General features: G+C 41.6%; 28 protein-coding genes. 8 read left to right on the plus strand and 20 right to left on the minus strand.

All coding sequences use genetic code 11. The annotated features are described in order from the left end of the window. Positions 1-82: 82 nt before the first annotated feature. The 13 genes from nuoK to DEO27_RS18430 all read right to left on the minus strand — a co-directional run bounded on the left by nuoK (position 83) and on the right by DEO27_RS18430 (position 11,769). Complete coding sequence (gene nuoK / locus DEO27_RS18370; RefSeq protein WP_112567126.1) at positions 83-388, minus strand: NADH-quinone oxidoreductase subunit NuoK; 306 nt, start codon at positions 386-388, stop codon at positions 83-85. Then, positions 385-903: an NADH-quinone oxidoreductase subunit J gene (locus DEO27_RS18375; RefSeq protein WP_223817988.1), complete on the minus strand. Its 519-nt coding sequence runs from the start codon at positions 901-903 to the stop codon at positions 385-387. Before DEO27_RS18375 ends, nuoK begins: the two co-directional genes overlap by 4 nt. 26 nt (positions 904-929) lie before the next feature. After that, entirely contained in the window at positions 930-1,520 is a 591-nt protein-coding gene (locus tag DEO27_RS18380; protein ID WP_112568103.1) for a NuoI/complex I 23 kDa subunit family protein, read from the minus strand. A 127-nt stretch (positions 1,521-1,647) separates the two neighbouring features. Continuing rightward, a complete protein-coding gene (gene nuoH / locus DEO27_RS18385) occupies positions 1,648-2,718 on the minus strand; it encodes an NADH-quinone oxidoreductase subunit NuoH (RefSeq protein ID WP_112567120.1) in 1,071 nt (356 codons plus the stop codon). Between the two features lie 193 nt (positions 2,719-2,911). Then, a complete protein-coding gene (murI, locus tag DEO27_RS18390) occupies positions 2,912-3,760 on the minus strand; it encodes a glutamate racemase (RefSeq protein ID WP_112567117.1) in 849 nt (282 codons plus the stop codon). A gap of 66 nt (positions 3,761-3,826) precedes the next feature. Beyond that, on the minus strand, positions 3,827-4,339 hold the full coding sequence (locus DEO27_RS18395; RefSeq protein ID WP_112567114.1) for an OmpH family outer membrane protein: 513 nt from the start codon (positions 4,337-4,339) through the stop codon (positions 3,827-3,829). Between the two features lie 223 nt (positions 4,340-4,562). Then, the gene (locus tag DEO27_RS18400) at positions 4,563-5,075 is read right to left on the minus strand and encodes an OmpH family outer membrane protein (RefSeq protein WP_112567111.1); all 513 of its coding nucleotides are present in this window, start codon (positions 5,073-5,075) and stop codon (positions 4,563-4,565) included. 48 nt (positions 5,076-5,123) lie between these two features. Then, positions 5,124-5,654 carry an OmpH family outer membrane protein gene (locus tag DEO27_RS18405; RefSeq protein ID WP_112567108.1) on the minus strand — a complete coding sequence of 177 codons (531 nt, stop codon included), beginning with the start codon at positions 5,652-5,654 and terminating at the stop codon, positions 5,124-5,126. Positions 5,655-5,670: 16 nt separating this feature from the next. After that, positions 5,671-8,223: an outer membrane protein assembly factor BamA gene (gene bamA, locus DEO27_RS18410; protein WP_112567105.1), complete on the minus strand. Its 2,553-nt coding sequence runs from the start codon at positions 8,221-8,223 to the stop codon at positions 5,671-5,673. Between the two features lie 63 nt (positions 8,224-8,286). Continuing rightward, the gene (locus DEO27_RS18415) at positions 8,287-9,027 is read right to left on the minus strand and encodes an isoprenyl transferase (protein ID WP_112568101.1); all 741 of its coding nucleotides are present in this window, start codon (positions 9,025-9,027) and stop codon (positions 8,287-8,289) included. Between the two features lie 372 nt (positions 9,028-9,399). Further along, positions 9,400-9,918 (minus strand): ExbD/TolR family protein, encoded by a 519-nt coding sequence (locus DEO27_RS18420; RefSeq protein ID WP_112567102.1) that lies wholly within the window; start codon positions 9,916-9,918, stop codon positions 9,400-9,402. A 174-nt stretch (positions 9,919-10,092) separates the two neighbouring features. Further along, the gene (locus DEO27_RS18425; RefSeq protein ID WP_112567099.1) at positions 10,093-10,878 is read right to left on the minus strand and encodes a DUF6089 family protein; all 786 of its coding nucleotides are present in this window, start codon (positions 10,876-10,878) and stop codon (positions 10,093-10,095) included. A 9-nt stretch (positions 10,879-10,887) separates the two neighbouring features. Further along, positions 10,888-11,769, minus strand: coding sequence for an NAD kinase (locus tag DEO27_RS18430; RefSeq protein WP_112567096.1), 882 nt, complete (start codon positions 11,767-11,769; stop codon positions 10,888-10,890). Positions 11,770-12,042: 273 nt separating this feature from the next. Between DEO27_RS18430 and DEO27_RS18435 the strand changes: the two genes are divergently transcribed. Next, positions 12,043-12,705: a response regulator transcription factor gene (locus DEO27_RS18435; protein WP_112567093.1), complete on the plus strand. Its 663-nt coding sequence runs from the start codon at positions 12,043-12,045 to the stop codon at positions 12,703-12,705. Between the two features lie 116 nt (positions 12,706-12,821). Here DEO27_RS18435 and DEO27_RS18440 read toward each other — a convergent pair whose 3' ends face one another. From DEO27_RS18440 to ubiE, 6 genes are all read right to left on the minus strand, one after another. Next, the gene (locus DEO27_RS18440; protein WP_112567090.1) at positions 12,822-13,484 is read right to left on the minus strand and encodes a CBS domain-containing protein; all 663 of its coding nucleotides are present in this window, start codon (positions 13,482-13,484) and stop codon (positions 12,822-12,824) included. Continuing rightward, positions 13,485-14,258, minus strand: coding sequence for an alpha/beta fold hydrolase (locus DEO27_RS18445; RefSeq protein WP_112567087.1), 774 nt, complete (start codon positions 14,256-14,258; stop codon positions 13,485-13,487). It abuts the gene before it with no gap. 217 nt (positions 14,259-14,475) lie between these two features. Next, positions 14,476-14,925 carry a GatB/YqeY domain-containing protein gene (locus DEO27_RS18450; protein ID WP_091221950.1) on the minus strand — a complete coding sequence of 150 codons (450 nt, stop codon included), beginning with the start codon at positions 14,923-14,925 and terminating at the stop codon, positions 14,476-14,478. Between the two features lie 148 nt (positions 14,926-15,073). Then, positions 15,074-15,832 (minus strand): SDR family oxidoreductase, encoded by a 759-nt coding sequence (locus DEO27_RS18455; RefSeq protein ID WP_112567084.1) that lies wholly within the window; start codon positions 15,830-15,832, stop codon positions 15,074-15,076. 251 nt (positions 15,833-16,083) lie between these two features. Beyond that, positions 16,084-16,818, minus strand: coding sequence for an outer membrane beta-barrel protein (locus DEO27_RS18460; RefSeq protein ID WP_112567081.1), 735 nt, complete (start codon positions 16,816-16,818; stop codon positions 16,084-16,086). Further along, a complete protein-coding gene (gene ubiE, locus DEO27_RS18465; protein ID WP_112567078.1) occupies positions 16,815-17,546 on the minus strand; it encodes a bifunctional demethylmenaquinone methyltransferase/2-methoxy-6-polyprenyl-1,4-benzoquinol methylase UbiE in 732 nt (243 codons plus the stop codon). The genes DEO27_RS18460 and ubiE overlap by 4 nt, the downstream gene beginning before the upstream one ends. A 206-nt stretch (positions 17,547-17,752) precedes the next feature. Here ubiE and DEO27_RS18470 point away from each other — a divergent pair, with 206 nt between their 5' ends. After that, positions 17,753-19,123: a Gfo/Idh/MocA family protein gene (locus tag DEO27_RS18470; protein ID WP_112567075.1), complete on the plus strand. Its 1,371-nt coding sequence runs from the start codon at positions 17,753-17,755 to the stop codon at positions 19,121-19,123. A gap of 23 nt (positions 19,124-19,146) precedes the next feature. Beyond that, positions 19,147-19,884, plus strand: coding sequence for a DUF1080 domain-containing protein (locus DEO27_RS18475; RefSeq protein WP_112567072.1), 738 nt, complete (start codon positions 19,147-19,149; stop codon positions 19,882-19,884). A 216-nt stretch (positions 19,885-20,100) separates the two neighbouring features. Here DEO27_RS18475 and DEO27_RS18480 read toward each other — a convergent pair whose 3' ends face one another. Next, the gene (locus DEO27_RS18480) at positions 20,101-20,589 is read right to left on the minus strand and encodes a VOC family protein (RefSeq protein ID WP_112567069.1); all 489 of its coding nucleotides are present in this window, start codon (positions 20,587-20,589) and stop codon (positions 20,101-20,103) included. Positions 20,590-20,737: 148 nt separating this feature from the next. On the opposite strand from DEO27_RS18480, the gene yihA reads away from it, so the two are divergent. From yihA to DEO27_RS18505, 5 genes are all read left to right on the plus strand, one after another. After that, positions 20,738-21,382 (plus strand): ribosome biogenesis GTP-binding protein YihA/YsxC, encoded by a 645-nt coding sequence (gene yihA, locus DEO27_RS18485; protein ID WP_112567066.1) that lies wholly within the window; start codon positions 20,738-20,740, stop codon positions 21,380-21,382. A gap of 568 nt (positions 21,383-21,950) precedes the next feature. Continuing rightward, entirely contained in the window at positions 21,951-22,244 is a 294-nt protein-coding gene (locus tag DEO27_RS18490; RefSeq protein ID WP_223817989.1) for an endonuclease domain-containing protein, read from the plus strand. 39 nt (positions 22,245-22,283) lie between these two features. Next, complete coding sequence (locus DEO27_RS18495) at positions 22,284-23,138, plus strand: UbiA-like polyprenyltransferase (RefSeq protein WP_112567063.1); 855 nt, start codon at positions 22,284-22,286, stop codon at positions 23,136-23,138. After that, a complete protein-coding gene (locus DEO27_RS18500; protein WP_112567060.1) occupies positions 23,126-23,731 on the plus strand; it encodes a Crp/Fnr family transcriptional regulator in 606 nt (201 codons plus the stop codon). The genes DEO27_RS18495 and DEO27_RS18500 overlap by 13 nt, the downstream gene beginning before the upstream one ends. A 254-nt stretch (positions 23,732-23,985) precedes the next feature. Next, positions 23,986-24,912, plus strand: coding sequence for an NAD-dependent epimerase/dehydratase family protein (locus DEO27_RS18505; RefSeq protein WP_112567057.1), 927 nt, complete (start codon positions 23,986-23,988; stop codon positions 24,910-24,912). Positions 24,913-25,013: the final 101 nt, after the last annotated feature.

Raw genomic sequence — 25,013 nt, forward strand, 5'->3', positions numbered from 1 at the left:
ATCTTTTTGTAGAGACGCATCACATGCGTCTTTTCTGTTGTATCTACTTTATGAAGACGCATGTGATGCGTCTCTACGCTTTTTAATCCCTCAAATTTTTAATCTCATCCGGATCAATGGTTTTATATCTGCGGTAAACATTCAGGACAATTGCCAGGGCCACAGCGGTAGTGGCAGCGGCCAGCACAATGGCAAACAGCGCGAATACCTGTCCCCCATTATTCAGTTTATCATATTTACCAAAAGCCACCAGGTTTAAAATAGCGGCGTTCAACATGAGCTCAATCCCAATCAATACCTGTATCGAGTTGCGTTTGGATACAATCATGTATATGCCTGTACAAAACAGCAACGCGCCTACCAGTAAAAAATCGGTTAGCGAGATCATGCCCTGCCCTCCTTACGTGATAAATGCGCCGCACCTACCAATGCCATCAGCAGTAAAACAGAAATAGCCTCAAAAGGCAGCAGGTAGGTTGTCATTAAATTAACACCTATGTTTTCGATGGTGGAGTTGGCAGGCATTATTTCATTTTTTTGCGCAATAGCCTGTTTTACCCATGGCAGGTTATCGGCATCGGTTTTAAGGATAATGTTTACTATCACAGCTAAAAACAACACAGCCAGAATAACTGCCGGTACTTTAGCCATATTAACAAATTTCCCTTTTTGCTGCTGGATCACATTCAGTGTTTCCCTGCCGGAAAGCATAAAGGCGAAAAGGATCAGCACCAAAATACCGCCTACATAAATTACTACTTGCGTTACGGCCACAAAGTCGGCAAGGGCCATTACATACAACCCGGCAAGTGCAAACAAGGTCACAAAAAAAATAAAAATACTCCTGACCAGGTTTTTGCTTAAAGCAGCATACAGCGCCGAACCAATGGCAATAAAACTCATGACATAAAACAACAAGCGCACTAAGGTCATGCTCCGCCCTCCTTTTGTTTCATGGCGGCTAATTTGGCAGCTTGTTTTTCGGCCTGCTGCTTATCAAATAAAGCGCGTTTTTCTGCGGCATCTTCGGGCGTCATATCCGAAAACTGGTAAACCAGGTCGCTAAGCTGAAAAACGGTTTTATCATACTGGTTAGTCATGGTAATGCATTCGGTTGGACACACAATGGTGCACAGGCCGCAATACATACACTTGGCCATATCAATATCAAATTTGGCGGCATACAAACGTTTGGTAGTACCGTCGGATGTTTGCCCGATAGCTTCCGTAGCCTTGATCGATTCAATATCGATACAATTAACCGGGCACACTTTAGCGCACAGATCACATACAATACAGTCATCCATTTCAACATCCAGCTGATAGCGGCCTACTTCAGGTACCGGCAACTGCTGTTTAGGATATTGAATGGTATTGGTACCATGTTCAAGTTGTTTAAAGTAATTTGTGGCACTTACAGGCGCAACCACCCTTTTCGTGTTACCCACAAAAAGGTGACGAATGGTAAGGCTTAAACCTTTCCATGCTGTTGTAAACGCGTTTATTACTCTTTGAACCATGATTTTTAGGATTTTAGGATTACCATGATGTTTCATGCTAACCTGCTAATTCCCTTTTTTATTTAATTAATTACAAATCTCAATTTTCTAAATCCGAAATCGAACATCCGACATCCGAAATTAAAAATCACATGAGCCACAACCGCCAAACGCCCGATATCAACATACAGGCAAAAGCCAGCGGGGTTAATACTTTCCAGCAAAGGTTCATCAGCTGGTCAACCCTTAAGCGAGGCAATGTCCACCTGATCCACATTTGTACGGCTACCAGTGCCAGTGTTTTTAATACCACCCATAGTATGCCCCAGGCTACCCCGGTTGTCCATGCAGCCAGTTTAACACCGCCTATATTAGGCAGTGGCGTATTCCAGGCACCTAAAAATAATATTACTGCTATCATGGATACAAGGAACATCATCGAATATTCGGCCAAAAATACTAATGCGAAACGGATCCCCGTAAACTCGGTATGGAAACCGGCAACCAGTTCGGATTCAGCTTCCGGAATATCGAACGGTGCACGATTACTTTCGGCCAGTGAAGCTATAAAATAGATCACAAACGCCACAAGTAAATGTGGAGCCCTGAATACATTCCAGCTAAATAATCCGCCTATCTGTGATACATCCCAAAAGCCGGCGAATTTAATTTTTTCAGTTGCCAGGATCCCTTGCTGAGCCGAGATGGCCTGCAAATCCAGCGTTTGGGCAATCATCACCACAGATATAATAGCAAAACCGGCAGGAATCTCATACGAAATGATCTGCGCAGCCGACCGCATAGCGCCCAGTATAGAATATTTGTTGTTCGATCCCCATCCGGCCATCAGGATCCCCAGCGTTTCGATGGAGATAATGGCGAAGATGTAATACAGACCGATGTTTGTTTTTGAAGGAATAAGTCCGGGTGCCCATGGCAGCGCGGCAAAGCCAAGATATACAGCTATGAATATCACCGCGGGAGCCAGCATAAATAACCATTTATCCGCCGCTGCCGGAATTATCAGTTCTTTCTGAAGCATTTTTAGAATATCGGCCAGCGTTTGCAGGGTACCGTATTTACCTGTCTCGGTTGGGCCAAGCCTGTCCTGTATAAAAGCGGATATTTTACGCTCGGCATATACACCGAATAATGCAAAGAAAGCTGAGAAACTAAATAGCCCGATTGCCGCGATAAAATATGTAATATAATAGTTCAACAGGAATATTTGCTTAAGGGTGCAAACTTACTAAATGTTGAGTTATTTAGAATGATTAAATTATATATTAAGTTGATAGGGATTGTTGGTGAATGGTTAATTGAGTTGATTAGGATAGTGGTTGAATTGCTGCGATACGGCACACATAGATTATCCGTCCGGGCAACCACTCTCTACTCACATAATCAACCACTCACTTACAAACAACCAAATCATTGGCCGATATAAATGTTGATTTTACCGGGGCCGAGAAAAACAGCGACGCATGGTGATCAAAGTCGGCAGTATCATCGGTTGTGGTGTAAAACTTGCTTTCACCGTTACGGCTTACCTTTTGTTCAATTTCAGGGTGACGGTTCAAGTAATCAACCAGACTTTTTGCTACTATATCACCCTGGCCAACCACATTAATGCTTTCGGGCAAATACGCTTTAATTTTATCCTGGATGATGGGATAATGGGTACAGGCCAATAAAATGGTATCAATGTTTGACGATTGCGCCATGATCTGATCCAGGTAAAGCTGCACAAAGAAATCGGCACCGGGGTTATCATACTCGCCGTTTTCGATCAGCGGCACCCAAAGTGGGCAGGCCTGCTGATGTACTTTAACATCAGGAAAAAAATTATTGATTTCGAGCAGATATGATCCTGATTGTACCGTGCCTTTTGTGCCCAGCACTCCTATTTCATTAGTTTTCGTGTAGTCGCCAATGATCTCGGCTGTTGGGCGGATTACCCCTAACACCCTTTTTGTAGGATCAGCTATATTTTTAAGGTCTTGTTGCTGAATAGTGCGCAGCGCCTTGGCCGAAGCCGTATTACATGCCAGGATTACCAACGGGCATCCCTGATCAAACATCCACTGCACACACTCCCAGGTATACTGATGTATGGTACTGAACGAGCGGTTGCCGTAAGGTGCGCGGGCGTTATCGCCCATATAAATATAATCATAGCCGGGCAATTGCTCTATGATGGAGCGAAATACGGTTAACCCGCCAAAGCCCGAATCAAAAATACCAATGGGTTGATTTGACATACACAAACATAAAAAAAGCGTCCCGTATATACGGAACGCTCTTATATAATTTACTTAAAGGTGATCTTATTTTAAACCTAATTTCAATTTTACAGCAGCCATTAAATCGTCGCCCGCAGGAGATACGATCATGCTAACCTGTGATGAATCCAATACGTAAGCATAGCCTTTTTCTTTAGCTACAGCTTGTACAGCGGTAGAAACTTTATCAATAATAGGTTTACCCAATTCTTGTTTTTTAGCGTCAACCTGTTGCTGTGCATTGTTCTGGTAATCATTCATGCGTTTTTGGATGTCCTGCAATTCTGAAGTTTTTGCCTGACGTACAGCGTCAGTCATTGAAGCTGCGTTTTTATCCAAATCGGCACCTTTGGTTTGCAATTCATTGTTCATAGTAGTTAACTGATCAATGAATGTTTTTTGATAGGCCTGTAATGTTGTAGAAACGGTTTTAGTTTCAGGCATCTGATCAATAACCTGGCTAAAATTAACATAACCTATTTTTGTTTGCGCTTTAGCAAAACTACCCACGAACAACATACCTGCTGCAACTAAGGCGACTTTAAATAGTTTTTTCATTTTGATTTTGTGTCCTGTGTTTTAATAATGGATAATAATTATCTGTTTTGTTTTTGTAACGTGTATCAGCAAATTACTTTATCAATTACCCCGGAAACAGCTTACAATGAACAGGAACATTGGCAGCTATCTTTACCCCGGCTTAATTACAAGTAATCTCGATTGGTAAACATAAAAAAAGCGTCCCGTTTAATCAGGGCGCTTTTTTTAGTATTGGCAATTCTTATTTCAAGCCTAATTTTAACTTCACAGCAGCCATCAGGTCATCAGCATCAGGAGATACCAATAAAGTGATCTGTGATGAATCTAATACGTAAGCATAGCCTTTTTCTTTAGCTACAGCCTGTACAGCCTGAGTAGCTTTATCAATAAGCGGTTTACCTAATTCCTGCCTTTTAGCATCAACTTGTTGCTGGGCATTATTTTGGTAATCATTCATACGTTTCTGAATATCCTGCAGTTCGCTTTCTTTAGCGCCACGTACAGCATCGGTCATGCTCGCCCTTTTTGATTGGTAATCCTGGCCTTTAGTTTGATACTCATTGTTCATAGTGGTCAATTGATCAATGAACGTTTTCTGGTAAGCCTGGATAGACGCTGTCACAGTTTTAGTTTCGGGCATCAAATCAATCAGCTGGTTGAAATTGATGTGGCCGATTTTAGTCTGAGCATTTGCAAAGCTGCCCGCAAATAATAAACCTACTGCAACCAAGGCAACTTTAAATAGTTTTTTCATTTTCCTTTTTCTGTGTTTAAATAATAGTTCGATTTATCTTAATTCAAATTATTTAGCAAATACTCCCGGCTTTAATCCTAACCTGGTTATAACATCCGCGCTCTTATCATATCGCGGGCTTGCATATAACATGATTACCTCGCTGTTTTTGTCAAAAATCATATCCAGGTTATCGCCTTCAGCAACTGCTTGTACAGCTTTAGACACCCTATCCTGAATTGGTTTAATCAGCGCTGTGCTTCTTTGCGAAAGCTCACCATCCGGGCCAAATTTCTGGCGTTGAAAATCTTTCGCCGCCTTCTCTTTATCTACAATTTCGGCCTCACGGCGTTTTTTCATGTCAGGGGTCATCAGCACCTGATCGGCCTGATAAGCCTTATACAAACGGTCAATTTCCTGAAAACGGCCATCAACCTCTTTTTGCCACTGATCAGATAATGCAGCCAGTTGCTTTTGTGACGATGCATACTCAGGCATGTGCTTTAATATATACTCCGAGTCGACATAAGCAAAACGTTGCGCATAAGCTCCTGCAAAAGCAGTTAACGTTAAAAAGGCTACTAAAATTATCTTCTTCATAAATTCGGTACGCAAATTAATTAAATCCGCCGGATAAACTCTGAGAAATTGTAAAATGGAACTGGCCTTTATTTGCATCCGGTTGTCCCGGTATTTTGTCAAAGCCATAACCATAATCTAACCCAAGTAAGCCAAATATAGGTAAAAATATCCTTGCGCCCACACCTACCGAACGTCTTACGTTAAACGGATTAAACTGGCTAAACTGGTTCCAGGCGTTACCACCTTCAGCAAAAGCTAACAGGAAGATAGTTGCCGACTGGCTTGCGATAACCGGGTGACGAAGCTCCAGGGTGTATTTATTGTAGATAGCACTACCGGTGTTGGTATTCTGATTTTCGTTTGAACCTTCAGGCACAATCGAGAAGTTTTGGTAACCACGTAAACCGATGATCTCGCTACCCTGTAAAAACTGGTAGCTCTGCATACCGTCGCCACCTAATTTAAAGCGCTCAAACGGTGAAGGACCTACTTCGTGGTTGTACTGACCAAGGAAACCAAACCTTACCTGCGACATCAATACAAACTTACCTACCAGTTTCGAGAACCATTGCGCATCATATTTAAATTTATAATACTCAACAAAGTGGTAACGCTGCTCTGGAGTAGCAATACGGTAGTTGATATTATTAAACAATGAATATGGCGGTGTAGCCTGGATAGTTAGCTTAATGTTTGAACCCTGTGTTGGGAAAATCGGCGCATCTATCGAGTTACGGGTCAATTCCTGGGTTAACTTGATGTTATAAGAGGTACCGTTTGTAAACAGGTAGCCGGTATAGTTATCAAGGCTATAGTGGTCAAAGTTAAGTGAGTAGTTTAACTGGAAATAGTTATCTGGCCATTTTAAACGTTTACCCAATGTAACACCCACACCATTAATACGCAGGTTGTTATAGTAAGGGCTTGATTTTGGATAGTACTGACCGGTTGAACTTCCCTGCGTATAAGCTGATAACGCAAAGTAAATTGGTTTTTTACCACCTAACCATGGTTCAGAGAATGTGAACGAGAAGTTTTGATAAGTACGACCGCTTGACTGTCCCCTTAAGCTCAGTTTTTGACCATCACCTTTTGGCAGTGGTTTGTAAGCTTTAAGGTGGAAGATATTGCGGATGGAGAAGTTGTTGAAGGTTAAACCTAATGTACCTACCAGCTGGCCACCACCAAAACCACCCGAAAGCTCGATCTGGTCTGAAGGTTTTTCAACTACGTTATAAACCAGGTCAACAGTACCATCCTGCGGATTGATATTGGTTGGCTTAGGCTCTGTTTTTTGCTCATCGAAGTTACCCAGCTGACCAATTTCACGCGCACTGCGGATCAATAATTCTTTGTTGAATTTTTGACCTGGCTTAGTCTGGATCTCACGCATTACCACTTTATCATTGGTAACATCGTTACCTTTTAACATAACGCGGTTAATAGTATACTGCGGGCCTTCGTAAATCCTAACATCAACATCAACAGTATCATTATATACCCTTGTTTGTACCGGATCGGCATTGAAGGTTAAGTAACCGTCATTCAAATAAAGTGATGAAACGTCATCGTTACCCGGGGTTGGGCCACTTAATCGTTTGTTAAGCTCATCCTCGCTAAATACGTCGCCTTTCTTAACATGGAGGATCCTGTTTAACAGATCAGTATTATATTTAGCATTGCCCGAAAACTTAACATTACCAAAGTAATATTTAGGGCCTTCGTATACTTTAAGTTTTACGTTTACAGTTTCATCATCGTGTTTCCAAACAGAATCGCTCAGGATTTCGGCATCGCGATATCCCCTGCCCTGCATTTTTTCAATCAGGTTCTGTTTATCTTCTTCGTATTTATCCTGCTTAAATTTCTTTGAGCCAAACAGGTTATACCATTTACGCTTGCGGGTTTTACTTAAAAATCCGCGCAGGGTACCTGTTTTAAATGCTTTATTTCCTTCAAAAATAACGTCGTTAATTTTAACCTTGGTCTTTTTATCGATGGCGACATCCAAAATAACGCTGTTAACATCACCCTGATCTTTACGCTGGGTAATGGTAACTGTAGTATTTAAGAAACCTTTTTCGTTAAAATGCTTTTTAATAATAGCAGTTGTTGTACTGATGAGGTTTTCGTTTACGATTTTGCCCACGCGGTCGTTCAGTTTTTTCTGAACGTCCTCAATCTCGCCTTTACGAATACCGGTCAGGTGCATGCGTGACAAACGCGGACGTTCTGATACAGCAATCTCCAGGTAAACAGTATCCATATTAATTTTGGTGATGTTTAACTGAACATCATCAAACAAACCTTGTTGATACAAGGTTTTAATTACCTCGGCATTACGCTCGCCCGGAAGGTTGATACGGTCGCCTTTGGTTAATTTGGATAATTGGATCAGGATGTCTTTATCAAGATATTTTGCGCCACTAACAGAAATACCACCAATAATATAATCTTTAGGATTAAGATAACTTAAACTATCAGCCGGTATCGATTTTGACAGTGTAGGCCTCGGCCCGTTGGATATCTGGGCGAAAGCCGTAGTAGCCAAAACCGAGAAAAGAATAGCAAAAAGAAATTTATACATTCGAATATTTTAGTGGGCTAAAAATAATTTATACAGTTGTTAAAATTTGTTAAAAGTAAAAATTTAGTTCACCTGCTCGCTTGTTAGGCCAAAACGGCGCTCGCGTTTCTGGAAATCAATCACTGCTTCATACAGGTCCTCCTTCCTGAAATCGGGCCATAATTTAGTTGTAAAATACAACTCGGCGTAGGCAATCTGCCATAATAAATAATTACTAATACGGTATTCACCACTGGTTCTGATCAGCAGTTCGGGGTTCGGCATATCGCCGGTAAAAAGGTTTTGCTCAAAAACCTCCTCATTAATATCGTTCACATCAAGTTCGCCATTTTTTACTTTTATGGCGATATTTTTTGCCGCACTCACAATTTCACGGCGCGAGCTGTAACTCAAAGCCAGCGTAAGCACCACGCCGGTATTGCCGGAAGTTGTATCGATAGCACTATTAAGTTCGCGGAGACATTTTTCGGGCAGCATATCCAAATCGCCAATGGCGTTAAGCCTGATGTTATTTTTCATAAAGCCGGGAACTTCTTTATGAATGGTAGTTACCATCAGCTCCATGATCGCCATAACCTCCAGTTTAGGACGATTCCAGTTTTCGGACGAAAATGTATATAAGGTGATATATTTAATACCTAACTTATCGGCACCCTCAACAACATCCCTAACAGACGTTACACCGTTGTGATGGCCAAATATTCTTAATTTGCCTTTGCCTTTTGCCCAGCGCCCGTTGCCATCCATAATGATAGCCACGTGCTGTGGTAGTTTCGACAAATCAATCTGATCCAAATAATCCATATTACTCATTATCAAAAACCACCCCGTACAAACACACTTGTGTAAAATTTTCCATCAATACTTATGGTCTGCTATATTCGGTTGTTAGACTAATCAATTAAAATTAACCCGCATCTGCCATTTTTACCACGCAAATTGACGGATTTTTCAGGGTACAAAGGTAAAACTTACTTTGTATTTTTTTAGTATCCCGCACTAAAAGAAAATGTTATTGCGAATAATACATTAAAACAAGCTAAACAGCTATAAAAACCATCATTTTTCGTAATATTTAGAATAAAATAAAAAACCGGCGGCCACTATCTGTTTGATAATGAAAGCCGCCGGCCATGAAAAGCTACCTGTAAATTTGCTTACAATAGCGTTACACTATTATATTCCTTTTTGTTTAAGCGCGTCAACGTCTTCGGGTTTAATATCAACTATGGCATATTGCTGGATGCCGGTAATAGCCAGCTCATCAAGTGTACTCACCAAATTACTGTATTGCGATTTATCGCCGGGCTTTACCAACACAATCATGGATTTTCCTGTTTTATCACGTACCTTTTTATTTACATCGATAAGGGCTTTGCGAATACCATCGGCTTTAAAATCTGTTATAGAAGGCGCGATAATCGGATTTTTGAGTTCGCCTAAAAAGTACATTGCCTTATTATTCTTACCCAGGCATACGGTTAAGGTACGACTGGCCCCCACCGGTTCACTTTGCTCCCCTACCGGCATAGCCAGGTCCATCGCCTTTGATTTGGCCAGGGTGGTTGTCATAATAAAAAAGGTAATGAGCAGGAATGCCAGATCGACCATTGCAGTAAGATCAACACGGGCGTTCATTTTTTTGCATTTGTGTTTTCCGCCACCATTTTGGGGAGATGAATTTAATTCGGCCATGACTTTAAGATTTAAGGTTAATAATTAATCACAATACTAAACTACAAAACACAACACATAAACAGAATTAAATATTGTATTTTAATTAAAAAACGAATTAAATATTGTTTTATTATTAAAAAAGGCACAATAATTCCAAGACGGGTTTATGCTGTAACCGAGAGACTTAGCCTATTAGAAGTAACAATTGGCGGTTACGAAAGTAAATGAAATGGTAAAATTGAGAAAAAAGTAAGTATCATGCGATTTAAAATCGCCGCGTTGGGAGCCAACAGTGCCGGTATAAACGCCGGTCTTTTCACCCGAGCGGTCAGAAAGTACAGCAGCAAGCGCACTCATTTTGGTTTTATCGGCGTATACCCCACTTACATCGTCAAGATAATCGGTAAAGGCATAGCGATATCCCATATCGGCCATGATCGTAAATTTACCTGAAAGGTTGTACTTAATACCTAAACCGTAAGGAATCACAACGGTATTGTTGCCATATGGTTTTAGCTGCCCCTCTGTTTTAAGCTGCCTTAAGCCAACTTCCCGACCATGATAACCCTGCGCCCTGGGGGCATAAGATGCTACGCCTATACCTGTAAATATATAGGGTGTATATTTATTTCGTCCTGCATCAGGAATATAATTCATGAAGTTAAATTCGCCTGTAAGGCTAACCTCCCGTAGCTGATCTTTAAAATTGAGGTTGCGTTCGCGAAACTGAGCATAGCCGGAGCGATTGTCATAAGCAGCGATGGTGCCAACGCCAATATTAAGCTTAGCCGAAAAATAGCCGTCGAAATTTCTTTTACCAAATATGCCTGCTGATACACCGCTTATTTTAACAGGGTTATTGGGGTTAAGATCCCCAATATAACCCGCGCCACCTATCGAGCCGCCTATTTCCCAGGTTTGGGCCTGCAGCTGACAAGTAAAAAACAAGAATATAGCTAAAAGTAAATATTTAGGCATTAATCAAATTTAGTAGTTACGGGCGTCAAGGCCCCAAAGCAATTTATTTCTTAACGTAGTTAAATAACTTTCATTACTAAGCCGTATTAAATTTAACTGAAAACTGGCTTTTTGTACATGAAATTTAACTGTTTGATCTAAAACTTCTGTCCGCGAATCGCATGAAATAATATAATTGGCACTCCGGCTTTCAACCTCGAAGCAAAGCTTGCTGGTATCCGGGATCACTATAGGCCGCACGTTAAGGTTATGCGGTGATACCGGGGTTACCACAATACTGTTTGACTGCGGGAAAATAATAGGCCCACCGCAACTTAAAGAATAAGCTGTTGAGCCGGTTGATGTAGAAATAATAAGCCCGTCGCCCCAGTACGAATTTAAAAACTCATCATTTAAAAACACGTGGGTTATGATCATGGCGGCATCATCGCGCTTATGAATAGTTATATCATTAAGGGCGAAATTATTACTGCCAAAAACGTTAGGATTGGAGTCGACAGTGAGTAGCTCCCGGCAGTCGCAGGTAAATTGCCTGTTCACTACAGCATGAATTGCTGCGGTAATATCACTTTTGTTAACACTGGCCAAAAAACCAAGACGCCCAAAGTTGATACCTATAACGGGAATCCCTGAATCGCGGATCAAGGTAACCGTATCAAGCAGGGTTCCGTCACCGCCAAGCGTAATAAAAATATCAATAAAGCCTTTTAAAGTTTCGGCCGGGCGCAGTACTTTATATTGTACCGTGGTTAGCTTATCCTGCAAATATTCGTGAAGTTGCTGGTGTACATAAATATCAACACCGTGCTGTGCAAGGCTATCAAAAACCTGCTGTATAAAAGGTAAAACAGATGGCTCATTAAAGGGCCTGCCGTAAACTGCTATTTTCATTTTTTAAAAAAGCGAATATCGAACTTTGAAAGTACATTAATGCAGCAAGGCATAAATAATTAATACCGGCACAACCCTTTCGCTCCAATTACCTCCTGATTTGCCTGTTATATAATCTATACCACTATAAGGACAAACCCCATGCTATTGTTTGCTTATATTTCCGAATAAGGCCTTTTTAATTGCTTTAACAGATAAATAACTTCAAAGTAAAATAATTAAGTTTAACTATTTTGGCCTATCTTACAGAGATTAAACAACGGTTATTTATAGATGGATCAAACCTTTACCCAAAAATTATCCAATATACAGTCAATTGCAGATGAGCTTCCCTCCGCCCTGATAATACATGAGGTTGAAACATTGCAAATAGTATATATGAACAGTGTAGGCCTTAATATATTGGGTACAACGCTTGACGAGCTAAAGGCCATGGGGCCGGAAACCTATCACATAAAATATTTCAACACTGAAGATAGCGACGAATATGTGCCTAAAATATTACATCTTATAAAAAGCCGCACCCAGGAACATATATCTTATTTTCAGCAGGCCCGCGCCTCACAACATGCAGAATGGCAGCTTTTTGTTAGTACTACTAACGTTTTTGCCCGAAATGAAGCCGGTGATGCCACCCATATCTTAACTTTAGCCAGTATGCTGGATCCCGTTCATCACATTACTACCAAAGTGAACCGCCTGATGGACGATATTTCTTTTTTAAGGCAAAACAACCTACTGTTTTTAACCCTTACCCGGCGCGAGAAAGAAGTACTAAAATACATTGCCATGGGCATGAGCTCGGCAGAGATAGGCGCCAAACTATTCATTGCCCCGGCCACCGCCGAAACTCATCGTAAAAATATCAAGAACAAACTGCGGTTAAAAAATCATTATGATGCCGTGCGGTTTGCACAAGCTTATAATTTAGTCTGAAGCCCTAAGTTGGGAGTCTTAAGTTCTAAGTTGAAATCTGAGTAAAAAAGGCAATAGTTTAAATTGCGTAAAAAGACATGTACGCGCGACTCATGACTTAAGACTTAAGCTTAAGTCTACAAATTAAGGTAATTCATGAGCGAATCATATCTGTCGCGGGCGGTATCGTTGATATCTTTATGATTGAAGGTAGCTTTGATATCATATTCATACCTCAGGAAACTGGCTACAATGCCTGAAATATCCTGCTTATTGATTTTAAGCGTAACCTCCATTCGGGTTGAATCCGGAAAAGCCTGAACGTAGGAGCTCAGGATCTGCGCATTATCTGACTCAACTATCTGAGCCATGTGCGCCAGCGAATTATTTTTATTATTAATCTCGAGCACAATGATCCCTCCCGGCTGTGCTACCGAGGTTATCTGTGCAAAATATTCTGTAATAGCGTTTATAGATATCAGGCCAAGGTAATTGCTTTTGGCATCAAGTACCGGTACTACAGTAAGCTGCTGTTCATAAAACAAGCGGATAACATCATAGATGTGCTGATCTTCCAGTACGTACGGATTCACCAGCGAAAGTGCCAATGATCCTATTGGTGCCTGGTAATCGCTTTCGCCTATAAGGTCATCCTCGGCAAGCAAGCCTAAAAACTGCTCTTCATTTACAATAGGCAAATGCCTGAGGCGAAACTCAACCATACGGTCCAGCACTTTCTGAATGGTATCAGAGGTGTGTACCGGTGGTATCGAGTCAGCTATCAGGTCAAGTGCTATCATCTACGCATTTACTTTGGTCTCTAATTTAGTTAAAAACTGTTTAAGTAAAACATTAAATTCTTCAGGATGCTCCATCATTGGGGCATGACCGCATTTATCAATCCAATGCAGCTCTGAATCCGGAAGCAGTTCGTTAAATTCAACAGCTACCTCTGGCGGCGTGATTTTATCGTTACGGCCCCAGATCAAAGATACCGGGATAGTGATCTTATGCAGATCTTTTTTCATATTGTGCCTGATGGCCGATTTTGCCATCGCCAGCAAGCGGATCACTTTATGCCTGTCGTTAATGGTCTGGAAAACATCCTGCACCAGATCATCAGTAGCTATAGCCGGATCGTAGAAAGTGAACTGCACTTTTTCGCGCACAAAATCAATGCTCTCCCTACGCGGAAATGAACCACCAAAGGCGTTTTCGTATAGGCCCGAACTTCCGGTTAAAACCAATGCTTTTATATTTTCGGGATGTGTAGTTAAATAAACCAGTGCCACATGTCCGCCAAGCGAATTACCCAGCAAAGTAATATTACTAAGCTTTTTAAATTTTATAAACTTATGTACAAATTTCGATAAACTTTTTACCCCGGTGCTGATCAGCGGCATGTCGTAAACCGGCAATATGGGAATGATAACCCTGTATCTTGATTTAAATTCATTGATAACGCCATCCCAATTGCTCAGCGCCCCCATTAAACCATGCAGTAGTAACAGCACTTCTCCTTCGCCCTCATCGATGTAACTAAAACCGTGTTCCTCTTTAAGCACGAACTCCATATAAATATCAAAAATTAATTTTCTAAATTATCCTATACCAAAATCACTTTCAGTATAAATTCCCGTTATTCCGCTGTAAAATTAGTTTATTACTAACGGCATTTAGCAAGTATAGTAATTATTTATCAATGTAGTAATGTTAAGCTTTTATTAAACAAGTTAACATTAAAACAACATAAACATTTAAAAAGCTCAGTAATAATTAAATGCTGATAGCTTAGCCCAGCAACTGTTTAACCACCTCTGATATTGTTTTACCATCGGCTTTGCCCGCAAGTTCTTTACTGGCCATACCCATTACGCGGCCCATATCTTTTACCGATGTAGCGCCTATCCTGCCAATGAGTTCTTCAAGATAACCTTCAATTTCAAACTTGCTCATTTGTTGCGGAAGGTACTCTTCAATAACCAGCATTTCGGCTATCTCAACCTGGTAAAGGTCTTCGCGGTTTTGTTCTTTATAAATATCTGCCGACTCTTTACGCTGTTTTACCAGCTTTTGTAATACTTTGATCTCCGCGTCTTCGGTAAGTTCATCAGCAGCACCTTTTTCGGTTTTAGCCAATAACAATGCCGATTTAATGGCGCGTAAGCCCTGTAAACGATCTGCCTGCTTAGCAAGCATAGCCAGTTTAATGTCCTGGTCTATTTGTGTAATTAATGACATATCTTTAATTAGTGAGTTGTTTTTGATGTGCAACTTCAAGTGTGCAGATTTCAGATGTGCAGGTTATTATAGTCTGCATTTTCAAATCTTCAAATTAGCAAATTATCAAATAAAAATCTGCACATCTGAAATCTGAACATCTACGAATTTACCCCCTGAATATAGTTCCTGCATTTGCCTGTGCTGTTGGCATAATCAACATATCATTGATGTTAACATGCGCCGGGCGCGATGCAATGAACCATATCGTTTCGGCCACATCTACGGCTGCAAGCGGTTCAAAACCTTCATATACCTTTTTTGCACGTTCCTTATCGCCTTTAAAGCGTACTTCTGAAAACTCGGTTTCAACCGCACCCGGATGTATCGCCGTAACCTTAATACCGTGTGGTAAAAGGTCAATCCGCATGCCTTTATTTAGGGCGTCAACAGCATGCTTGGTAGCGCAATATACGTTTCCGTTGGCGTAAACTTCCTTACCGGCAATTGACCCCAGGTTTATAATATGACCTTTTCCATTTGCTATCATCCAGTTTGATACCACGCGGCTTACGTACAGCAAGCCTTTAATATTGGTATCAATCATGGTTTCCCAATCGTCGATATTACCTTTTTGAATGGGATCAAGTCCCTGGCTCAAGCCTGCATTGTTAACCAATACGGTTACTTTTTTCCATTTTTCGGGCAAGGCCTCCAGGTTACTGATGGTATCCTCGCGATTACGAACATCAAATGATGAAATCGCTACTTCTACATTATATTTATCATTCAGGTGTTTGGCCAGCTTCTCCAGCCGCTCCAACCGCCGGCCGGTTAATACCAGGTTATATCCCTCGCGGGCAAAAACGTGTGCACATGCTTCGCCAATGCCGGCGGTAGCTCCTGTAATTAAGGCAATCTTACTCATAGGGTTGATAACTCTAAACAGCGAAATTATGTTTTTTAGTTTGAAATATTGTCGGTTGGGAGTAAGGTTGTTTTTGAATGTAAGTTAAAACATTCTTCCCCTATCAAAATCTGAAAAGATATCATAAACGAATTGTCATCCTGAGGAACGACGGATCTTCTCGCCTGGCATAGTGATTCTGAATATTGAAGAATATTCTTTGCTACCGCTCAGAATGACAGGCATTTTTAATTATAATTTATGCTTCTCTCCTACTCAAAAATCAGACTGAACATAATGGTGTGTAAACCCAATCTGCTAAGAGGCGCGGAATACGGGTTATTTTCGCTGATCAGCACATTACCTATCGAATTAGAAATCTTGATCTCAGGCGAGAGTTTAAAAAATTCGAAATAGATATCACAACCTACACCTGCTTCATACGAGGCGTAGCCGCTAACATTTTTCACCAGTTTTTCGGAAAGATCAAGATTGGCATCTGAGTTTTTCTTAGAGCCGATGGTCTGACTATATTTCAATCCACCAACTACGTAACCTCTGAAATCGCCCAACCTGTCAGATTTTAATTTTATTTGCAGGGGTACATCAACCGAAGTGGTCTGCACTTTTTTATCCACATCTTCCGATGGGTCAACATATGAATAATGCAGGTATCTATCGGCAAAAATTAACGATGGCGTGGTACGCACCTCTAAATGCTCGGTAAGCCTGTACCTTGTTAAAAAGCCCACGCCAAAGCCTGATGAACTTTTTGAGCTGATGCTGTTGAGCGGCCCTTTAATCTGCACACCGCTCTCATCTAAAAACGCACTACGAAAATAAGGCTGCTTAACAATTTTGAAATCGCTGCTTACATAAGTAAAGCTAAAGCCAAAGCTCAAATCCTGCTGATCGGCACCGCCCCCCCATGCAGGTACGCGCTGAGCAAGCAATAAATTGCTGCTAAAAATAAGTACAACTACAAGCAGGTAACGGTTTATAATCATTTAATACCGGTGTATATTGAACAGATACCAAACGTTAAAGGCCTGCATTTGGTATTCTTAAAGCCTACTTTATCCATCAAAGCCACAAAAGAAGGTCCATCAGGAAAAGCTGCTACCGACTCGGGCAGGTAACTATAAGCCCTTGCATCCTTGCTAAACAACTTGCCTATTCCTGGTGTAATATAGCTGAAATAAAAATTATATAGCTGCTTTACCGGGAATACCTTGGGTTTAGAAAACTCGAGCACCACTACTTTGCCCCCCGGTTTAAGCACTCGGTTGATATCTGCAAGACCCTTTTCCAGGTTTTCAAAATTACGGACTCCATAAGCTACGGTAACTGCATCAAACTCCGCCCCTTCAAATGGCAGTTTTTCCGAATCGCCCAGTTTTACAACAAATTTATCGCTTAAACCGCGCTTAGCTATTTTTTGCTCGGCAATGTCAAGCATGCCCCTTGAAATATCAACACCAATAATTTTTTCAGGTTTCAGGATAGATAAAGCCTCAAAAGCAAAATCGCCTGTACCTGTAGCAACATCCAGTATCAGTTTTGGTTTGTCTTTTTTCAACTCGTTGATGGCTTTTTTACGCCAGATGATATCAATACCAAGCGACATGAAATGGTTCAGGAAATCATATGTTTTTGATATATTATTAAACATATCCGCTACCTGTTCTTTTTTGGTAGCCTGCTGGTCATGGTACGGTGTTATGGTTTTGCTCATCGCGGGCAAAGATAATGATTGTATACTGAATGCTTTAATATTAAGACAGCCGAAAAATGAATACTGAAACAGCGCTGACAAGTTAACTCACCCCGACATTAAATTACCCTGAATATGTAAATGTTAAGTCAATTCATTATTTTTAGAAACCAATTATTGCCGGCATATGCCGGCAAATCACATTTAAAATTTGCTTCCTTATCCTTATGAAAGACGAACAAGAATCCTCGCGCCGTAGTTTCATTAAAAAACTAACCACTGCAACCGCGGCCGTAGCTGCCGGATCGGGCCTTTTAGCCAACCAAAGCCAGGCCAAAACTTTTTCTATCCAGAAACGCCTTATAGGCAACAGTCCTAACGACCAGGTAAACATCGCCCTCATTGGCGCCGGTGGCATGGGCACGCAGGATACAATTACCGCCCTTCAGGTGCCAAGCGTAAAACTGGTAGCCGTTTGTGACTTGTATGACGGCCGACTGAAAGATGCCAAAACCCGCTGGGGCGCCGACATTTTTACTACCCGGGTTTATAAAGAGATCCTGAACCGCAAAGATATCGACGCGGTGATCATCGCTACTCCGGATCACTGGCACCAACAAATTTCTGTTGATGCCATGCATGCCGGTAAACACGTGTATTGCGAAAAACCAATGGTGCATGCCATTACCGAAGGCCCGGCAGTGATCAAGGCGCAAAAAGAAACAGGCATGATTTTCCAGGTGGGTAGCCAGGGCGTATCGTCATTAGGTAATGAAAAAGCGCACGAACTGTTAAAAAGCGGAGCCATTGGCGAATTAAATTATGCCGAAGGTTTTTGGGCGCGAAGAGCACCCCTTGAGGTTTGGCAATATCCCATTCCTGAAGATGCATCGCCACAAACTGTTGATTGGGAAACTTACATCAGCAATACTAAAAAGCGCCCCTTTGATGAGAAACGCTTTTTCCGCTGGAGAAACTATACCGACTATGGCACCGGCATGGCGGGCGATCTTTTTGTCCACCTTTTTTCGAGCCTACATTTTATAACCGATTCTGTTGGCCCTAATAAAATTTACGCTTCGGGCGGTTTACGTTTCTGGAACGATGGCCGCGAAGTGCCTGATGTGCTTTTAGGAACTTTTGATTATGGGAAAACACAGGCTCATCCGGCTTTTAACCTTTCATTAAGGTGCAACTTTGTTGACGGCACCAGTGGCACTACTTATCTCAAACTGGTAGGCAGCGAAGGTTCGATGGATATAACCTGGGATAAAGTAACCTTAAAACGCAACAAGGTATTAACTTCTGACGATCCGTTTTACCTTGATAAGCTCAAAAAGGCTGGAAGCGGCTACGCCGAACGTAAAAAAATGCTTCCACCCGAAGAAATTGTTTACGATGCCGAAAAAGGCTACCTCGGCGGACCATACGATCACATGAACAATTTTTTCACTGCCATCCGTAACAAAGGCAAAGTAACCGAAGATGCCATATTTGGCTATCGGGCCGCAGCGCCTGCCTTGTTATGTAACGATAGCTATTATAATAATACCCCTATGTTCTGGGATCCTGAAAAAATGCAGCTTATCAAAAAATAACCGCTCACAGCAAATACCTTATTATGAAACAACAACTCAAAAAACTCGGGTTAGTACTGGCTGCCGCGGGTTTGGTTTGCGTACAAACGTCGGCCATTCCTGTTAAGGATCATAAACCTGCTAAACAGGCTACCCCTGCAAAAGGCGGTTGGGTAAACCTTTTCGACGGTAAAACACTAAAAGGCTGGCATGGCTTTAATAAAAAAGGCCCGGTAAAAAACTGGACCATTATTGACGGAGCCCTTGTTTGTCTTGGTGCGGCACAGGGTGATACCGGTGGCGATATAGTAACCGATAAAGCCTATACTAATTTTGAACTTTCATGGGAATGGAAAATAGATAAAGGCAGCAACAGCGGCGTGATGTACCATGTAGTTGAGGATCCTAAATATCACGCAAGCTACGAAACCGGCCCCGAGTACCAGATCATTGATGATGCCGGCTGGCCTGAAAAACTGGAAGACTGGCAAAAAACCGGCTGTGATTACGCCATGTACCTGCCAAACGCTTCAAAAAAAGTAGCGCCTGTTGGCACCTGGAACACAAGCAAAATCGTTTTCAATAACGGTCATGTTGAACATTGGCTCAACGGCAAAAAGATCATTGCTTTTGAAGCCTGGACAGATGATTGGAAAAAGAAAAAAACCGAAGGCAAATGGAAGGACTATCCTGACTACGGCACCGCAAAAACCGGTTTGATTGCCTTGCAGGATCATGGCCACAAAGCCTATTTTCGGAGTATTAAAATTAAGGAATTATAAAGCATTATAACTTTTTGCTTCGTGCCTGCGTATAACAGTTTTTTAAAAAGACTCATTGCGAGGTACGAAGCAATCCTTAACAGCAGGCAACCATGCAATATCGCCGGCAGTGGATTACTTCGCCGTTCCACCTCCCAATGATCGGGAAAGAAATAATCTTTTGATCCCCCGTTGCAAATATAACTCGCAATGAGTTTTTTTGTTTGTTTTTATCTGTTAATTAGCGAGTTGTAACAAATTTTCTATATTTAAACGGCGGGTAAACATCGTTAAATTACCATTTTCGTCTACCGGCCATTCTTCTTTGGGCTTATCCCAATATAATTCAACACCATTTTGATCCGGATCGTTCAGATAAATAGCTTCAGACACCCCATGGTCAGATGCGCCCGTAATTTGATAGCGGGCATCAATCAACCTTTTGAGTATAATAGCCAGATCTTTTCTTTCAGGATATAAAATAGCTGTATGGTATAATCCCGGTGCATATTCCGGAGCCGGTGAAGCGCCTTTGCTGTGCCAGGTATTTAAGCCTATATGGTGGTGATAACCGCCCGCCGAAATAAATGCAGCCTGATCGCCATACATCACCATTTTTTCAAAGCCCAGCAAACCGCAATAAAAATCAAGGGACTTTTGGAGGTCGCTCACTTTTAAATGAACATGGCCTATGCGTGTTTGAGCGGGTATTTTATAATCGTTCATAATATTACATGTTTAAACATCAAATTTAACTATTATTGCATTACTTTTTGTTTTCCTATTGTAAAACAAGCTTATAAATACGCGGAGGCAATTTATGCATGGATGTTACCACAGTGAACGCATTGAGTAAAAATACTACCTTTGCAGAATGATCGTAAAATCGGCCGAATTTATTTGCAGCAATAGCCAGGTAAGCAAGTTACCGCCCCCCGTAAAGGCAGAGTATGCTTTCATTGGGCGCTCAAATGTGGGCAAATCATCCCTTATCAATACCCTTACGGGTAAAAAAGGACTTGCCAAAACATCGCAAACTCCCGGTAAAACACAGCTCATCAATCATTTTTTGATTAACGAGAGCTGGTACATTGTGGATTTACCCGGTTATGGTTATGCCCGTGCCTCCAAAACCGAAAAAGCCAAATGGGATAAGTTTATTCATACTTATCTGGATAAACGCGAGAGTCTGCAATGTGTAATGGTGCTGATAGACAGCAGACTGGAGCCGCAAAAGATTGATCTTGAATTTTGCAACTGGCTTGGCGAAAAAGGCCTGTCATTTGTGCTGGTGTTTACCAAGGCTGATAAACAATCAAGCGTTAAAACCGATCAAAGCATTGCCAAGTTCAGGAAAGCCCTGATGGCTACATTTGAGGAAGCGCCGCAGTTTTTCATCACATCATCAGAAACGCAACTCGGTCGCGAAGAAATACTGGAGTTTATTGATGTAGTAAATCAGAATTTTGAGGTACCAACATTTTTAGGTTCCCCTCTTGAGAGGGGGCGCGAAGAATAGCGCGATGGCAGGGGTGTGTTATGCAAGCGATTAGCAACATCGCTTATAAAACAAATGAAGAAACACACCCCTACACCCCTCTCAAGAGGGGAATCACTCAGGTCCGAGCTTTTGAACGAATTAAAAGAAGCTCCCCTCTTGAGAGGGGCGCGAAGAATAGCGTGATGGCAGGGGTGTGTTATGCAAGCGACAAGCGACATCGTTCATATAACAAATGAAGAAACACACCCCTACACCCCTCTCAAGAGGGGAATCGCTCAGGTCCGAGCTTTTGAACGAATTAAAAGAAGCTCCCCTCTTGAGAGGGGGCGCGAAGGAATAGCGTGATGGCAGGGGTGTGTTATGCAAGCGATTAGCAACAATGATTGTATAACACATGGAGAAACACCCCCCTCCCCCCTATCAAGAGGGGAATCGCACTGGGCCGCGCTTTTGAATAATATAAAGTAAAATTGCAATAAACAACTCATCCTAAACTATTGCCACGTACTATTATCCCATATAATCCCCGGTTAAAAGAGTTAGCCAAGCGATTGAGAAATGATAGCACAATTGGCGAAATATTGCTTTGGAAGAGTTGAAAGACAAGCAAGGTTACGGCTATGATTTTCATCGCCAAAAGCCATTGCTAAATTATATTGTCGATTTCTATTGTTTCGAGTTAAATTTGATAATTGAAATTGATGGCCAATATCATAACCATGAAGAAGTTTACAGACTGGACATGATACGACAACAGGAACTTGAAAAATACAACTTAACAATTATTCGGTTTACCGAAATGGAAGTAAGAAAAGATATGCCTAATGTTTTAAGAACAATTGAGCAACACATAGAGAAACTTAACACGAACAACTTATAATATACCTCCTCCTCTTTGAGAGAAAAGGAATTTCATATCATGAAAAAATACTTATCCTTAGTAACTTTTGCCCACACCATTTTTGCCATGCCGTTTGCATTTATCGGCTTCTTTTTGGCGGTGACTACAACCCAATATCATTTTGACTGGCTTAAGCTGGTTTTAATGGTGCTGTGTATGGTATTTGCGCGTAACTCGGCTATGGCCTTTAACCGCTACCTGGACAGGGATATCGATATTCAAAACCCGCGCACCAAACAACGTGATATCCCGGCAGGGCGTATTACGCCAAAAGCAGCTTTAACATTTGTGATTATTAACTGCTTGTTGTTTATTACAGCAACCTGGTTTATCAATAAGCTTTGCTTCTTCCTGTCGCCGGTGGCTTTATTTGTGGTGATGGGTTATAGCGCTACCAAACGTTTTACGGCGCTGTGCCATTTGGTTTTAGGTTTGGGTTTATCACTTGCCCCTATTGGAGCTTACCTGGTGGTTACCGGTCAGTTTGCCATTACCCCGATATTCTTTTCATTATCAGTATTGTGCTGGGTAAGCGGCTTTGATATTATCTATGCCCTTCAGGACGAAGATTTTGATCGCAGCCAAAACCTGCACTCTATCCCCGCTTACTTGGGTAAGGTGAATGCGTTGAGACTCTCTACCTTTTTACATGTGCTTTCGGCTATCTTTATCATGATGCCGGCTATCGAAACGCATGTAGGTATCCTTTACTACGTGGGTATCGCGTTCTTTTGCGCCATGCTGATTTACCAGCACCTGCTTGTAAAACCCAACGACCTCAGCCGCGTTAACTTTGCGTTTATGACAACCAATGGCATTGCCAGCGTAGTATTTGCCGTATTGTTCTTGCTCGATAGGATATGGATACACTAACCGCCCTTAACAAGTTCAGGAAATATTTTGAAAGCTTTGTTCCGCTCAATGACGAAGAGTGGCAAGCCTTATCGCAGTATTTAACGGTAGATCCGTTAAAAAAGAAAAAGTTTTATGTAGAAGCCGGTAAGGTCTGTGATCAAATCGGCCTGGTTGTAAAGGGATCGGTACGTTATTACCACGTTAAGGATGGTGAGGAAATAACCGGTTATTTCAGCTTTGAAGATGAAATGCTGAGCTCATACAAAAGTTTCCTTACACGTACTCCTGCTGTAAACTATATTCAGGCACTTGAAGATTCAGTTATCGTAAATCTGAGCTACAAAAACCTGCAACAAGCATGCATGAATGAGTTGCTCGGTTTTAAGATGGAACGTTTTGGCAGGTTAATAGCCGAGCATTATCTTATTTGCTACGAAGAACGTGTTACCTCATTTATCACACAATCGCCCGAAGAACGCTACAGCCAGCTACTTGAAACCGGTGGCGAAGCACTGTACCGAATTCCGCAACATTATATCGCCAACTTTTTAGGAATTACCCCGGTTTCGCTATCGCGGATCAGGCGAAGGATCATGAAAATAAGCGCTTGATTTGAGGTGAAAGTTTAAAGGCGAAAGGTAAAAGGCGAAAGGCTAAAGGTTTTTCTTAAAAGCCGTAGGCAAAAAGTCGAAAAGAAAAAAGCCCAAAGCTGAAGGCTTAAAGCCGAAAGCAGATAAAATTCAAAAATCCACCTAAATCCGAAATCGAAATTCCGAACTCCGAAATCCCCCAATTCCTTATCTTTTGTTAACGTTTTGATTTACAAAGGGCACCTACCTTTGTTATACACAAAACGAAAAAGATCATGCATACTATATTAGGAGCTGGCGGTCCGGTAGCGAACGCCCTTACTAAAGAGTTAATCAACCATAACGAAACTATCCGCTTAGTTAGCCGCAAACCGGTTAATACCAATAACAACAACAAAGTAACCTGGCAAAAAGCCGACTTGTTAAATTATGATGAAGTACTGTCCGCAGCACAAGGATCAACAGTAATTTATCTTGTTGCAGGCTTGGTTTATGATAAAGATATCTGGCGCGCGCAATGGCCGGTGATCATGCAAAACGTGATCAATGCTACCAAAGCAACCGGTGCGCGTTTAATATTTTTTGATAACGTTTACATGTACGGCCTGGTTAACGGTGCCATGACCGAAAACACATCCTACAAACCCAGCAGTGTTAAAGGCGAGATTCGTGCAGGGATTGCAGAAATGCTCATGAACGAAGTCGAGGCAGGAAATATCAACGCGACTATAGCCCGTGCACCTGATTTTTATGGCGCCCCGATTAACAGCTTTGTTGATATGATGGTGCTGAGCAATTACGCCAAAAAACAAAACGCACAATGGATAGGCAATCCGGATTGTAAACACAATTTTATTTATGTGCCCGACGCAGGTAAGGCTATGTTCATGCTTGGTCAGGCCCCCGATAGCGGCAACCAGATCTGGCACCTCCCTACTCCGCCGGCCATTACCGGTAAACAGTTTTTGGATATTGCCGCCAGGATTTATAAAGTTGAACCAAAATATACGCGCGTTAATAAAGCAATGCTGTGGCTGTTCGGTTTATTTAAAAAGGTAGTAATGGGCACAGTGGAGATGTATTATCAATACGATCACGATTATATTTTCGACAGCAGCAAATTTGAGAAAGCATTCAACTTTAAACCAACAAGCTATGAGGATGGCATAACCGAAATATCAAAAACTCTTCATAAGTCTTAAGTATGGAGTTGTAAATAGCTGTTTAAAAACAAAAAACGCCATTGCGAGGCACGAAGCAATAGCGAACTATACAGAGTGGACCTGCAAATCGGGGATTGCTT

It is taken from the genome of Mucilaginibacter rubeus (assembly GCF_003286415.2).
GTDB lineage: Bacteria > Bacteroidota > Bacteroidia > Sphingobacteriales > Sphingobacteriaceae > Mucilaginibacter > Mucilaginibacter rubeus_A.